Below are 13,042 nucleotides of genomic sequence, written 5' to 3' on the forward strand. Positions count from 1 at the left end.
CGATGTTCGCGGAAAAGCCGAACGCCGCGCGCGCGGAACTCAGCCGTGTAACTCGGGGAAACTTTCTTCTCTGTCATGGGGCTCACCTTTTGAGAGTTTTACTCTCCGGTAAACCCGGGGCGGTTCAGCCTGCCGCGTTGACGCGGAGGTGGATCTTGGTCGTGAACCCACCTCTTGAGCGCCCAAAACCCTGTCGCGGAGTCCCCCTTTAGCACCCGCTGCCTGATGATGGGCGCGAATGACAGTGCTATCGACCATTTGCAGGGCGTCCGGAACGGCCCCGCTTTGGTTCAGGGCGTCCAGGATTTCTTCCCATAGTCCCATCAGTGTCCAGCGTCGGAACTGGCGATAAACGCTCGACCATTTGCCGAAGTCTTCCGGCAGGTCACGCCATGGCGCGCCGGTTCGGGCGATCCAGAAAATTCCATCCAAAACACGGCGGTGGTTGGTGGGTTTGCGCCCATTCGGGGCGCGGGCAGCCAGGATGAAGTGTTCAAAGAACCTCCATTCCTCATCGGTCATCAAGTCTCGTGCCAAGCTGGTCTCCATAACAGATACCAGCTTGAATCACGCCTGAGGGCCAGTGTGAATCCTTTTTGTCAACACGGCCTAGCAGCGCTTTGGCAGCGTAAGCGAGAGCAAGTCTATGTTGGGAGGCCTTAGAAAGATCAAAGCTGCCTATCAGAAGCTGCAAACAGACCTGTATCGGACGTGACGAGAATTCTGTTTGGGGGGTACGATTGGGGGTATGATGAAAAATTAGAAAATATAGGTGTAACAAAACAATTACTTAACTTATATCTGTGAGTCCCTCGACCGCACCATTTCACCCTCCCATATCAGTCAAAGACACCCACGAATCCCCATTTTGAATAGGGCTTCGTCTTTCATGATGTGCGGCTGCGTCCGATCTCATCCGATGATATACCCCGGATTGCGGGGGACGTTCGGGGTACGCGGGATTGCGCTGCGGCGCGCGCGCAATGCCGCTTGTCGATGGCAAAATTTGAAATCGTTCCAACAGGTTGAATTCCTACTGGGGGGCCGTCTTTGGTGATTTTCAGGTTCCGGTCAAGACGCAGAACTTGGGACGGCCACATCCTGAACGCCTTGGCCTTTCTGGTCAAATGCCCCTTGGCAGCCGCGCATAATGCTGTGTCATTCCGTTCGGACAAATCGTCTGCACAGCCCCGGATGTCAGCCTAGTTCGCAATGGTCTGGACCGACGCCACAGTGGTCAGCGATCCGAACACCGCCGAGACGGCCTTGTTGAACTGGCTGATCGGCGCTTCGGTGACATAAATGGTGTCTTCATCGCGGATGGTGAAATTACGGGCTGCGAACAGGCCCTCGCCACTGGTCAGGTTGAAGATATAGGCCACCTGTTTGGCGCCTTGCAGGGTCTTCTGCCCGGTGACCCGGCGCGCCACGAACTCGGGTTCTTCGCGCAGGACGAAGATGCCCGTGGGATCGGCGGTCAGGGTGGACAGGCCACCCACCTGCGCCAGGGCCTCCATCGCCGACAGTTCCTGGCTTTCAAAGCGGATGCGGCTTTGGCGGCCGGTGGCACCGAGGGCGACGTAATAGCGCTCGTCGGCCTCCACCAGGATGCGATCCCCGGCGCGCAGGGCAATGTCATTGGCCGGGGTCTGGAACAGCGAGTTGAACCAGACGCGGCCCGACAGGTTGCCGCGCAGGACCGTGACCTGGGCGATCTCGGGTTCGATGGTCACACCACCGGCGCGTGCCAGCATCGACGACAGCCGCCGGGTTGGCCGTTCGATTGGGTAGACGCCCTGGGCCCCGACGTTGCCCGAGACCGAAACCGTTGCACCATCACCCGCGGCCCGGCTGATCAGGATCTGCGGATCGGGGGTCTGGGCACCCAGGATCTGGCTCAACTCGTCGCGCAGTTCCTCTGGGGTCTTGCCGGCGGCGGTGACGCGTCCGGCGTAGGGGACGAAGATCTTGCCTTCGCCATCCACCTGGATCTGGGTCAGCGGGGCAGGGGTGCCCGCGACTTCCAGCAGGCCCTCCTGCACGTTTTCCCAGATCATCATGCCCAGCGTATCGCCGGGCCGAATTTCATCGGGTTCCAGAACCGGCGCATTGCGGAAGGAGGCCGAGAATCCCAGCGGCGGCGTGTATTCCGCCGCCCGCGCGATGCCCCGGTTGACCACGACGATATAGGTGTCGCCGTCGCGCTGGACCGAGCTTTCAAAAACTTCGTCCTTGGTCGGCCCTGTCCGGGGGATGGCGCCGTCGCAGGCCATCAGCCCCGTCAGCGCCAGGACAGCTACCACATTTCGTACGAAGTTGCGCATCATACCCACGACCTGCCTCAAATCCACTGTCGCGACCCTGACAAGTTTTTTCCTGATTGGCCAGTTCCGCGCCGCGCCCTGCGCTGGAATGACCGGGAACTGTGGCGACATGGAAACGCATGTCTTGCACCGGCGGCGCGCCAGAAGTAGGTCGGCACGGGCAGGATCGCACAAGGGAGATCAGACATGTTCACCGGCATCATCACGGATATGGGCGAGGTCGTCTCGGTCGAACAGGCGGGCGATCTGACCGCGCGCATCGCGACCTCTTATGATCCCGACGGCATCGACATCGGCGCTTCGATCGCTTGCGACGGCGTTTGCCTGACGGCCACCGCCACCGGCCGCACCGACGACGGGCGTGGCTGGTTCCAGGTCGATATCTCGGCCGAGACCGTATCCAAGACCAACATCGGCGCCGGCGGCTGGGCCATCGGCAAGATCCTGAACCTTGAACGCGCGCTGAAGGTCGGCGACGAATTGGGCGGGCACATCGTGTCGGGCCATGTGGATGGCGTGGCCCGGATCGTGGCCATGGCGGACGAGGGCGACAGTACCCGCGTCACCCTGCGTGCGCCCGAGGCACTGGCCCGCTTCATCGCGCCCAAGGGATCGGTGGCACTGAACGGCACTTCGTTGACCGTGAACGAGGTTTCGGGCTGCGATTTCGGCATCAACTTCATCCCGCACACCAAGACCGTCACCACATGGGGCCGGGCACAGGTGGGCGATCCGGTCAACCTTGAGATCGACACATTGGCCCGTTACGTCGCCCGTCTGCAGGACTGGGCGTAACGCGGCGATCCCCCCTATCCCCGGCTCTGGCCAATCGCATGGCACTGGGGTAAGAGCACCGTCTACGGAAAACGGAGTGACCATGTCCGAGACCGAAACCCATTACCGGGACGCGATTTCTTCGGTGGAAGAGATCCTTGAAGACGCGCGCAACGGGCGCATGTTCATCCTTGTGGACCACGAAGATCGCGAAAACGAAGGCGATCTGGTGATCCCGGCGCAGATGGCAACGCCGGAAGCCATCAACTTCATGGCCACCTACGGGCGCGGGCTGATCTGCCTGACGCTGGCCGGCGAGCGTGTCGATGCGCTGGATCTGCCGCTGATGGCTTCGGACAATTCCTCGCGCCATGAAACCGCCTTCACGGTGTCCATCGAGGCGCGCGAAGGGGTGACCACGGGTATTTCGGCCCATGACCGGGCGCGCAGCGTGGCGGTGGCCATCGATTCCACCAAGACAGCCGCCGATATTGCGACGCCGGGTCATATCTTCCCGCTGCGGGCGCGTGACGGGGGCGTGCTGGTGCGTGCCGGCCATACCGAGGCCGCCGTGGACGTGGCCCGTCTGGCCGGTCTAAACCCCGCGGGCGTGATCTGCGAGATCATGAACGACGATGGCACCATGGCCCGTTTGCCCGACCTGGTGTCCTTTGCCCAGAAGCACAACCTGAAGATCGGCACGATCAGTGATCTGATCGCCTATCGCCGCCGCCACGACAATCTTGTCGCCGTCACCGAAGAGCGGACCGTCAGGTCGGAATTCGGCGGCGACTGGACCATGCGCATCTATGCCGACACCGCCCACGGCGACGAACACATCGTCCTGATCAAGGGCGACGTGTCGGGCGATGATCCGGTGCTGGTGCGGATGCACTCGCTGGATCCGATGCTGGACGTCGTGGGCATGGGTGAACCGGGTCGCGCCAGTGAGTTCGGCAAGGCCATGAACGTGATCGCCCAGGAGGGCCGGGGCGTTCTGGTTTTGCTGCGCGACACCACCATGAAACTGCACACCGAAGATGCGTCCTCGCCCCAGACCCTGCGTCAATACGGACTGGGCGCGCAAATCCTGTCGTCGCTGGGCCTGTCTCGGCTGATCCTGCTGACCAATTCGGCCAGGCCGAAGGTGGTTGGGCTGGACGCCTATGGCCTGAGCATCGAAGACACCCGTTCGATCCCGCTGGAGTAAGCCCATGGCCGGACAAGCCCATGAATCCCTGCCGACGCCTCGCTTCGAGGATGACACGCCCAAGCTGCTGATCGTGGTGGCGCCCTACTACCGCGAGATCGCCGATCAACTGGTCGCTGGCGCCCGCGCCGAGATCGAGGCCGCCGGGGGCAGCCATCAGACCATCGAGGTGCCCGGCGCGCTGGAAGTGCCAACCGCCATCCGCATTGCCTTCAATGCCGACAAGTTCGACGGGTTTGTCGCCCTTGGCTGCGTGATCCGGGGCGAAACCACCCATTACGACACGGTCTGCAACGACAGTTCCCGCGCCATCACACTGCTGGGCCTGCAAGGCGCCTGCATCGGCAATGGCATCCTGACCGTGGAGAACATGGACCAGGCGCAGGCCCGCGCCGAAGTGGCCGGCCAGAACAAGGGGGGCGGCGCGGCGGCTGCGGCGCTCCACCTGATCGCGCTGACCCGCGAGTTCGGCTCCTCCAACAAGAAAGTCGGGTTCCGCCCGGAATGATCTGAACGCACATGACCACTGACACGTCTCATAATCTGTCCGGCAACCAGCGGCGCAAATTGCGATCGGCAGCCCGGTTCTTTGCCGTTCAGGCGTTGTTCCAGATGGAAACCACCGGCCAGACCTCGGAATCCGTCACGGCGGAATTCACTCACTACCGTTTCGGCGAGGAATTCGAGGATTTCGACATGGCCGAAGCCGATGCCGGGTTGTTCCGCGCATTGGTGACGGATGCGGTGAACTGGCAGGCCAAGATCGACCAGATGACCGACCGGGCGCTGGTGGCGAAATGGCCCATCGCGCGCATTGACCCGACCCTGCGGGCATTGTTCCGCGCCGCCGGGGCCGAGATGCTGGAGCATGACACGCCACCCAAGGTGGTCATCACCGAGTTCGTGATCGTGGCCGAAGCCTTCTTTCCCGAAACCAAGGAACCGAAGTTCGTCAACGCCGTGCTCGACCACATGGCGCGCGAGGCCAAACCCGAGGCGTTCTGAGGCCGCTGGCTGCTTTTCCGGGCGGTCCCGCGAAATTGAACGGGAAAGACTGGCAGACATATCGACTGCGCGCTATGTTTGACGTTCCAGAGGAAGGAACATCCCATGCCGCATCTCGTCCGTCTCTACATCAAGCAGGTTGCCATCGGCTATGCGATCTCGGCCGCTTTCGTGACCATGCTGCTGTATTTCAACGTCGCGAACCTCTGGCATCTGGTCACCCATGTGAATGTCGGATGGATCGCGGTTCTGATGCTGTGGGTGTTCAACGGGATCGTCTTCGCGGGCGTGCAATTCGCCCTGTCGCTGCCGCGCGGCCATGGCGAGGAAGCGGGCAGTGGCGGCAAACAGGATGCCCTGCCGGTGCTTCTGGCCGAACCCGTGCCGATCGCGGTGACCCCGCAGTCGCGCCATCCGCGCTGAGCAACCCCAAAGCCACAAACGAAAAAAGCGGTCCCGAAGGACCGCTTTCTTTCTTTGTGACGGGCCCGCGCGCAACCGTGGAGGCGTATATTCCCGAGAACCTGTATATACAGGTGGGCGTCAGGTAACGAAGCCAGGACCTCGCCAGAGCCAACTCCCTCGGAATTGATTAAGGCCACCGGAATGTTGCCACAGACACGGGAAGGACAGCACCCGCCTCAGGGTATCTAGGCCGCGGGCTGGGCTTCTGCAAGGGGCGTGTCGTCCGAGAGTTGCCGAAGGTTCATCAGGAACCCGTGCCAGCCCTTGTCGAGCGCCAGCAAAAGACCGAAGCCATCGCCCGTGTCGGGCAGGCCGGAATGGCTCAGGCTGAGCCGGGTACCGCCGGCGATGTCCTCTAGCCGCCACTCCACGGTGCTCATGGCACCATTGGCCGGGCCGACGGTGAAGGACCAGCGCAGATAGTCGTGCGGGCGGGACTCCTCGACCGTACCCCAGCACATCCGTTCGCCATCGGACTGGCTGGACAGGGTATAGCTTGCGCCCGCGACCATATCGGTGTCGGAAGGGTGAAACCATGTGCCCAGCTTCCTGGCGTCGGTCAGATAGGTCCAGACAGCCTGTTTTGGCGCGGACAGGTAGATGGATTTCTCGATGGCAGCAGTCATTCGGTGTGTTCCTTTTCAATGGCGGTTTTCAGGGCGTCCAGACGGTCATCCCAGAAGGCGTCGAAGTGGGCGAACCAGTCGATGACAGGGGTAAACCCCTTCCGGTTCAACGTGTTGACCCGCGTTCTTCCAGCGGTCTCAACCGTGATCAGATTGCCTTCCTGCAAGATCGTCAGGTGCTTTTTCACGGCCGCGCGGGTGATGTCGAAATTCTCGGCGACCTCGGCAATGGTCATGCCGCGTTGACTGAGCAGGCCGAGGATCTCGCGCCGGGTTGGATCGGACAGGGCCCGGAAACAGGGCTGGGCATTTTGCATGGCGCCTCCTTATGAAGCCTTGCGGTATCACTTAATACGAAACCGAAAGGTATTACGTCAAGGGTTTTTTGCCTTGCCGGATGTTCCTGTAATGTTCATTCTGGTTGCATGGACATGCAGCCCGACACCCTGACCCCCGGCCAACTGCTGGCCCGCGGCACCTGCCGTCACCTGCGCCGGGCCCATGATTTCACTTGTGTCGAGGAAATGACCCTGAAAACCCGGCTGCGGGTCGATGTCATGGCGATAGGTCCGAAAGGCGAGATCTGGGTCGTCGAATGCAAATCCGGGCTGGCCGACTATCGCGCCGACAGCAAGTGGGAAGGGTATCTCGACTATTGCGACCGGTACTTCTGGGCCGTGGACAGCGATTTTCCGACCGAGATCCTGCCGGCGGAAACCGGGTTGATCATCGCCGATGGCTATGACGCCGAAATCCTGCGCATGGGGCCGGAAAGCAAACTGGCCGGCGCCCGCCGCAAGGCCCTGACTTTGCGCCTTGCGCGCACCGCCATGACCCGCCTGCACGGGTTTCGCGATGGCGACTTCGGGGGACGTTAGGAGGTCTGTGCCGCTGCCTGAGCCGCGGCTGCCAGGATTTCCTCGGCAATCTCACGCGCTTCATCGACTTCGAAATCCATCGGAATCTCGATGCCGTCGCTTTCCACAAAAATCCGAACCATCCCCTGATCGGTCGGTCCGATCTGCAGATTCGCGGCAATGTCGCGTTCGTTGTTGATGCCCATGGACGCCTCCTGATGCCCGTTCGCTACCTGCGTTTCCGGGGCGAGGCAAGGGGATGATGTTTTCCCCGCAAAATGCGAAAAACCGCGCGGCGCCCGCTTGCAATCGCCCAGACGCGGCGATAAACCCTCGCAACGTGCCGCCTTAGCTCAGTTGGTTAGAGCGCTGGATTGTGGATCCAGAGGTCCCCTGTTCAAGCCAGGGAGGCGGTACCATCCCCCTATATCCATCACTTCCCGGTTGCCGTCGCCGCAGCAAACGCTATCCCTGTGGTAAAGCAAGCTCAAGGACATGCCCATGACGACCGGTTCCCAATCTACCCCGCGCTATCTTGACCGAGGCCACCTGAAAGTCGATCCGACCCTGACTGCCTTCCTGGAAGAGCAGGCCTTGCCGGGAACGCGTATCAGCGCCGAAGCATTCTGGTCGGGGTTTGCGGATCTGGTGGCGGAATTCGGGCCGCAGATCCGCAGCGCATTGGCGCATCGCGCGGTGGTTCAGGAAAAGCTGGACGCCTGGCATCGCGATCATCGCGGCACGGCGCATGATGCGGAAGCCTATCGTACTTTCCTGACCGAGATCGGGTATATCGAGCCCGAAGGCCCGGATTTTACCATCGGCACCGAGAACACCGATCCCGAAATCGCCGCGATCGCAGGTCCGCAACTGGTGGTTCCGGTGACCAATGCCCGTTTTGTGCTGAACGCGGCCAACGCGCGATGGGGCTCGCTTTACGACGCGCTCTACGGCACCGACGCCATGGGCGATCTGCCGAAGGGCGGCGGTTTCGACGCGGCGCGCGGCAAGAAGGTGATTGCCTGGTCCAAGGCCTTTCTGGATGACGCCGTTCCGCTGGCCCAAGGCAGCCACAGCGACTGTGACGGTTATTTCGTGAAAGATGGCCAGTTGCAGCCGGCCCTGGCAGATCCGGCGCGTTTCGTGGGCTATCAGGGATCGGCCGAGAACCCGACCTCTATCTTGTTGCTGAGCAATGGCTTGCACATCATTCTGGATGTAAATCGCGACCATTCGGTCGGCCAGCTGGACAGTGCGGGCATCAGCGACCTGCGGCTTGAATCCGCCATGTCTGCCATCATCGACTGTGAAGATTCCGTGGCCGTCGTCGATGGCCCGGACAAGGCGCAGGCCTATGGCAATTGGCTGGGGTTGATGAACGGTGCGCTGACCGCCAGTTTTTCCAAGGGCGGCAAGGAGGTCACCCGCAGTCTGTCCGATGACCTGAGCTTTATCTCGCCGGACGGGTCCGAGGTGGCGCTGAAGGGCAGGGCGCTGCTGCTGGTGCGCAACGTGGGTCACCTGATGACCACCCCTGCGGTATTGGATGCCGAGGGGCAGGAAGTGTCCGAAGGGCTCATGGATGCGCTGATCACCGTTCTGATCGCGATGCATGACCTGAACGGCGCGCGCCGCAACTCTGCTGCCGGTTCGGTCTATGTGGTCAAACCCAAGATGCACGGTTCTGCCGAAGTGGCGCTGACCGATGCCATGTTCACCGCCGTCGAAAAAATCCTCGGCCTGCCGCAATATACCGTGAAAATCGGCATCATGGATGAGGAACGCCGCACCAGCGTCAACCTCAAGGAATGCATCCGCGCCGCCCGCAACCGGGTCGCTTTCATCAACACCGGGTTCCTCGATCGCACGGGCGACGAGATCCACAGCGGCATGGAGGCCGGGCCGTTCCTGCGCAAGGCCGAGATGAAAACCGCGCCGTGGCTGCAGCACTATGAAGCGCGCAACGTCGAGATCGGTCTGGCCTGCGGTTTGCGCGGCAAAGCGCAGATCGGCAAGGGCATGTGGGCCATGCCCGAAATGATGGCTGACATGCTGGAGGCCAAGATTGGCCATCCGAAAGCGGGTGCCAACTGCGCCTGGGTGCCATCGCCCACCGCCGCCACGCTGCATGCCACCCATTACCACAGGGTGAATGTCGCGGCCGTTCAGGATGAGATCGCCAAGCGCCCGCCGCAAGGCACCCTTGACGGCCTGCTGACCGTGCCCATCCGCGATGGTCAGAACTGGTCCGAGGCCGACATTATCGCCGAGGTGGAAAACAACTGTCAGGGCATCCTTGGCTATGTGGTGCGCTGGGTTGATCAGGGGGTCGGCTGCTCGAAGGTGCCCGACATCCACGACGTCGGCCTGATGGAAGATCGCGCCACCTGCCGGATCTCCAGCCAGGCGCTGACAAACTGGCTGCACCACGGCATTGTCACCCGCGCACAGGTCGAGACGGCCCTGCGGAAAATGGCCAATGTGGTGGATCAGCAAAACGCGGGCGACCCGGCCTATCTGCCGATGGCGCCCGCTTTTGATGGCCCGGCGTTCCAGGCCGCTGCGGCGCTGATCTTCGAAGGCACAAGCCAGCCCTCGGGCTATACCGAACCCTTGCTGCACAAGTTCCGGGCGGTGAGGAAAGCCCTGTAAGGCTTTCTTCCGATTGTAAATATCTCTGCCAAGGGCAGGGTGGATGATGGAGGCGCTACGCCTCCATCGCTTCCAACTCGTCGATCAGGTCCGAGATCATCTGCAGCCCCTTGTCCCAGAAGGCAGGATCCGTGGCATCCAGACCGAAGGGCGCCAGCAATTCGGTGTGATGCTTCGATCCGCCCGCCTTGAGCATGTCGAAATACTTGTCCTGGAAGCCCTCGGCACCGCTGGCATAGACCGCATACAGCGCATTCACCAACCCATCGCCGAACGCATAGGCGTAGACGTAGAACGGTGAATGCACGAAGTGCGGGACATAGGCCCAGAAGGTCTCGTAGCCCTCCATGAAATTGAACGCTTCGCCAAGGCTTTCCGCCTGAACGCTCATCCACAGCGCGTTGATGTCGTCAGGCGTCAATTCGCCCTCGCGCCGGGCTGCGTGCAGCTTGCACTCGAAGTCATAGAAGGCGATCTGCCGGACCACCGTATTGATCATGTCCTCGACCTTGCCGGCCAGCAGAACCTTCTTCTGTTCGGGGCTGTCGGCTTCGTCCAGCAGCTTGCGGAAGGTCAGCATCTCGCCGAATACCGAGGCGGTTTCGGCCAGTGTCAGCGGTGTCGAGGACAGCAATTCACCCTGATCGGCAGCCAGAACCTGATGCACGCCATGGCCCAGTTCATGCGCCAGTGTCATGACATCGCGCGGTTTTCCCAGGTAGTTCAGCATCACGTAGGGATGCACATTGGTAACGGTGGGATGGGCGAAGGCACCGGGGGCCTTGCCCGGTTTTACCTCGGCATCGATCCAGCCCTTCGCAAAGAACGGTTCGGCAATCTCGGCCATACGCGGATCGAAAGCGGCATAAGCTTCGGTCACGGTGGTTTTCGCGGTGTCCCAGTCCACCAGCGTTGTATCTTCCATGGGCAGCGGTGCGTTGCGGTCCCAGACCTCCAGCATGTCCAGACCCAGCCACTTGCGCTTCAACTCGTAATAGCGATGCGACAGTTTGGGGTAGGCGGCCACGACCGCATTTCGCAGGGCCTCGACAACCTCGGGTTCCACATGGTTGGCCAGATGCCGGCCGGTCTGCGGCGTCGGCATCTTGCGCCAGCGATCCTCGATTTCCTTTTCCTTGGCCAGGGTGTTGTGAACACGCGCAAAAATCTTGACGTTCTCGCCAAACACCCGCGCCAGTTCCCGCGCCGCGGCCTCGCGTTTCGCGCGATCCTGTTCGGTCAGGAAATTCAGCGTGGCCTCAAGGTTCAGCGTCTCGCCATCGACGGTAAAGTGCAGATCCGCAATGGTTTCGTCGAACAGCCGGTTCCAGGCTGCGGCACCAACTGCACTTTGATCGTGCAGGAATTTCTCCAACTCGTCCGACAACTGGTACGGCTTCATGGCGCGCACCCGATCGAAGATCGGCTTGTAGCGGGCCAGATCCTCGTTCTCGTCAAACATCGCCGCCAACTTGTCATCGTCCAGCCGGTTCAGTTCCAGCGTGTAGAACACCAGTTGCGTCGTCATCGTGGTGATGCGGTCCTGCATGTCGGCCATGAACTTGGCGCGGTCGGCATCCACAGTGTTCTGGTAATAGCGCAGTCCGGCATAGGACATGACCCGGCCAGCAACTTGGCTGATCTGCTCGTCACGCTTCACGCAGGCCAGCATGCCGTCGGCGTCCAGTGTGTCGAGCTTGCCGTCATAGTCGGCCGCGAATTCCGCGCAGGCGGTCTCCAGCCATTCCAGATCCTCGCTCAACGCGTCGCAATCGGGCGACTCGTAGAGATCCCGAAGGTCCCATTCCGGAAGCTGTCCAAGCGGCGAAGCCCCTTGATCGGCGTGCGCATCGAATTGGCGAGTGGGAAGTGTCGGCATTGGATCCTCGAAGATTGTGTCGATCCTACATATGAGCGGCGGCGGCCGGATCACAAGGTCATCTGCGTGCAGGCGCAAGTCCGGGACACCTAAAACAATTACATAACTCAGGTTATAGATATAGGGCCTGGGGTCTGGGTGGATTCACAAACGAAGTGCAAATTTTGTACGAATACAGAGAGTTGCATGGAGTATGAAGAATGGGAACCCACTATTGTCACCTGAAGCTGGACGAACGGCGCAAGCTCGCAAAGTGGCTGGAAGCCAAAATGCCGGTCTCAGAGATTGCGGATAGATTGTGCCGCGACCCCTCGACGATCTACCGGGACATTAAGCGGAACCGATATACTGACGAAGAAATACCGGAGCTGAACGGCTATCACGCTCTCGTCGCTCAAGACAAATACGAGCAGCGCCGTGCTGTCCATCGCAAGATGATCGCTCATCCTGAACTCAAGGCCGCCATCGAGGATCGGCTGAAGGCTGGCTGGTCGCCAGAGCAGATAGCCGGTCGCATGCGATTGGAACGTCATCCGATCCGCGTGAGCCACGAGACGATCTATCGCTTCGCCTATTCCAAGGACGGTCGCGAGGAGCAGTTTTATCGGCACCTTCCCGAACATCGCCGCCGCCGCAGGCCGCGTGGCTATCGCAAGCATAACCGGACCCACATCTTCGACGTTCAAAGCCTGTCCCACAGGCCTGAGCGCATCTCTGAGCGTGCCGAGTTCGGCCATTGGGAGTGCGACCTGATGATGTTCCGCAAGGAGCATGGAAAGGTGAACGTGACGTCTCTGGTCGAGCGCGTCAGTCGTTTCGCCGTTGTCATGCGCAATGAGGATCGCCAATCCAAACCGATCATGGAGGCGCTGATCCAGGGGCTAGCTCCCCTGCCCGCCGATGCACGCCAGTCGATCACCTTTGATCGCGGCACCGAGTTCTCCGCCTGGCGGCACCTGAAAGCCGGGATAGGTGCAGATGCATGGTTTTGTGACCCACAAGCTCCGTACCAGAAAGGCACAGTCGAGAACACGAACAACAGGCTGCGGAAGTATCTCCCCAGATCCACCGAACCGACGGCGCTGACAAATCGATACTTGAGGTCGATTTGCCACCGCGTCAATTCCACGCCGCGCAAGTGCCTCGGCTACCGAACGCCCGCTGAGGTGTTTCAAAGCGAGCTGATGGAGTTACAGAACCGGCTGGAGTAAAACGACATATCAGGAACTGCACTTCACCGTGAGCTCACA

At 61.1% G+C, this 13,042-nt stretch carries 14 protein-coding genes and 1 tRNA gene; 9 read left to right on the top strand and 6 right to left on the bottom strand.

What is annotated here, in order from left to right; all coding sequences use genetic code 11:
- Window positions 1-39 precede the first annotated feature (39 nt).
- Together ACP15K_RS19655 and ACP15K_RS19660 are read right to left on the bottom strand one after the other, a co-directional pair.
- Entirely contained in the window at window positions 40-522 is a 483-nt protein-coding gene (locus ACP15K_RS19655; protein ID WP_424991394.1) for an IS5 family transposase, read from the bottom strand.
- 680 nt (window positions 523-1,202) lie between these two features.
- On the bottom strand, window positions 1,203-2,324 hold the full coding sequence (locus ACP15K_RS19660; RefSeq protein WP_424991395.1) for a polysaccharide biosynthesis/export family protein: 1,122 nt from the start codon (window positions 2,322-2,324) through the stop codon (window positions 1,203-1,205).
- Window positions 2,325-2,510: 186 nt separating this feature from the next.
- On the opposite strand from ACP15K_RS19660, the gene ACP15K_RS19665 reads away from it, so the two are divergent.
- From ACP15K_RS19665 to ACP15K_RS19685, 5 genes are all read left to right on the top strand, one after another.
- Window positions 2,511-3,119, top strand: a complete 609-nt coding sequence (locus ACP15K_RS19665; protein WP_193142043.1) for a riboflavin synthase — start codon at window positions 2,511-2,513, stop codon at window positions 3,117-3,119.
- A gap of 82 nt (window positions 3,120-3,201) precedes the next feature.
- A complete protein-coding gene (gene ribB / locus ACP15K_RS19670; protein WP_193142045.1) occupies window positions 3,202-4,308 on the top strand; it encodes a 3,4-dihydroxy-2-butanone-4-phosphate synthase in 1,107 nt (368 codons plus the stop codon).
- A gap of 4 nt (window positions 4,309-4,312) precedes the next feature.
- Window positions 4,313-4,816: a 6,7-dimethyl-8-ribityllumazine synthase gene (locus ACP15K_RS19675; protein WP_193142047.1), complete on the top strand. Its 504-nt coding sequence runs from the start codon at window positions 4,313-4,315 to the stop codon at window positions 4,814-4,816.
- A gap of 11 nt (window positions 4,817-4,827) precedes the next feature.
- Complete coding sequence (gene nusB, locus ACP15K_RS19680) at window positions 4,828-5,313, top strand: transcription antitermination factor NusB (RefSeq protein WP_366193221.1); 486 nt, start codon at window positions 4,828-4,830, stop codon at window positions 5,311-5,313.
- 105 nt (window positions 5,314-5,418) lie between these two features.
- The gene (locus ACP15K_RS19685; RefSeq protein WP_424991396.1) at window positions 5,419-5,736 is read left to right on the top strand and encodes a hypothetical protein; all 318 of its coding nucleotides are present in this window, start codon (window positions 5,419-5,421) and stop codon (window positions 5,734-5,736) included.
- 227 nt (window positions 5,737-5,963) lie between these two features.
- On the opposite strand, the gene ACP15K_RS19690 is transcribed toward ACP15K_RS19685, so the two are convergent.
- Window positions 5,964-6,404, bottom strand: a complete 441-nt coding sequence (locus tag ACP15K_RS19690) for an SRPBCC family protein (protein ID WP_424991397.1) — start codon at window positions 6,402-6,404, stop codon at window positions 5,964-5,966.
- Complete coding sequence (locus ACP15K_RS19695) at window positions 6,401-6,721, bottom strand: metalloregulator ArsR/SmtB family transcription factor (protein ID WP_424991398.1); 321 nt, start codon at window positions 6,719-6,721, stop codon at window positions 6,401-6,403. The genes ACP15K_RS19690 and ACP15K_RS19695 overlap by 4 nt, the downstream gene beginning before the upstream one ends.
- A 108-nt stretch (window positions 6,722-6,829) precedes the next feature.
- Here ACP15K_RS19695 and ACP15K_RS19700 point away from each other — a divergent pair, with 108 nt between their 5' ends.
- Window positions 6,830-7,282: an MmcB family DNA repair protein gene (locus tag ACP15K_RS19700; protein WP_193142055.1), complete on the top strand. Its 453-nt coding sequence runs from the start codon at window positions 6,830-6,832 to the stop codon at window positions 7,280-7,282.
- Here the strand turns inward: ACP15K_RS19700 and ACP15K_RS19705 are convergent.
- Window positions 7,279-7,467: a DUF6324 family protein gene (locus tag ACP15K_RS19705; RefSeq protein WP_193142057.1), complete on the bottom strand. Its 189-nt coding sequence runs from the start codon at window positions 7,465-7,467 to the stop codon at window positions 7,279-7,281. The two genes, ACP15K_RS19700 and ACP15K_RS19705, sit on opposite strands and share 4 nt — an antisense overlap.
- A 136-nt stretch (window positions 7,468-7,603) precedes the next feature.
- On the opposite strand from ACP15K_RS19705, the gene ACP15K_RS19710 reads away from it, so the two are divergent.
- Together ACP15K_RS19710 and ACP15K_RS19715 are read left to right on the top strand one after the other, a co-directional pair.
- Window positions 7,604-7,680 (top strand) — tRNA-His (locus tag ACP15K_RS19710).
- An 82-nt stretch (window positions 7,681-7,762) separates the two neighbouring features.
- The gene (locus tag ACP15K_RS19715; protein ID WP_424991399.1) at window positions 7,763-9,913 is read left to right on the top strand and encodes a malate synthase G; all 2,151 of its coding nucleotides are present in this window, start codon (window positions 7,763-7,765) and stop codon (window positions 9,911-9,913) included.
- 55 nt (window positions 9,914-9,968) lie between these two features.
- On the opposite strand, the gene ACP15K_RS19720 is transcribed toward ACP15K_RS19715, so the two are convergent.
- Window positions 9,969-11,792, bottom strand: a complete 1,824-nt coding sequence (locus ACP15K_RS19720) for a M3 family oligoendopeptidase (protein WP_424991400.1) — start codon at window positions 11,790-11,792, stop codon at window positions 9,969-9,971.
- 200 nt (window positions 11,793-11,992) lie between these two features.
- On the opposite strand from ACP15K_RS19720, the gene ACP15K_RS19725 reads away from it, so the two are divergent.
- Complete coding sequence (locus tag ACP15K_RS19725; RefSeq protein ID WP_424990000.1) at window positions 11,993-13,003, top strand: IS30 family transposase; 1,011 nt, start codon at window positions 11,993-11,995, stop codon at window positions 13,001-13,003.
- The last annotated feature ends 39 nt before the right edge of the window (window positions 13,004-13,042 follow it).

Origin of the sequence: Fluviibacterium sp. S390, assembly GCF_049800695.1 — a bacterium.
Classification (GTDB): Bacteria; Pseudomonadota; Alphaproteobacteria; order Rhodobacterales; family Rhodobacteraceae; genus Meridianimarinicoccus.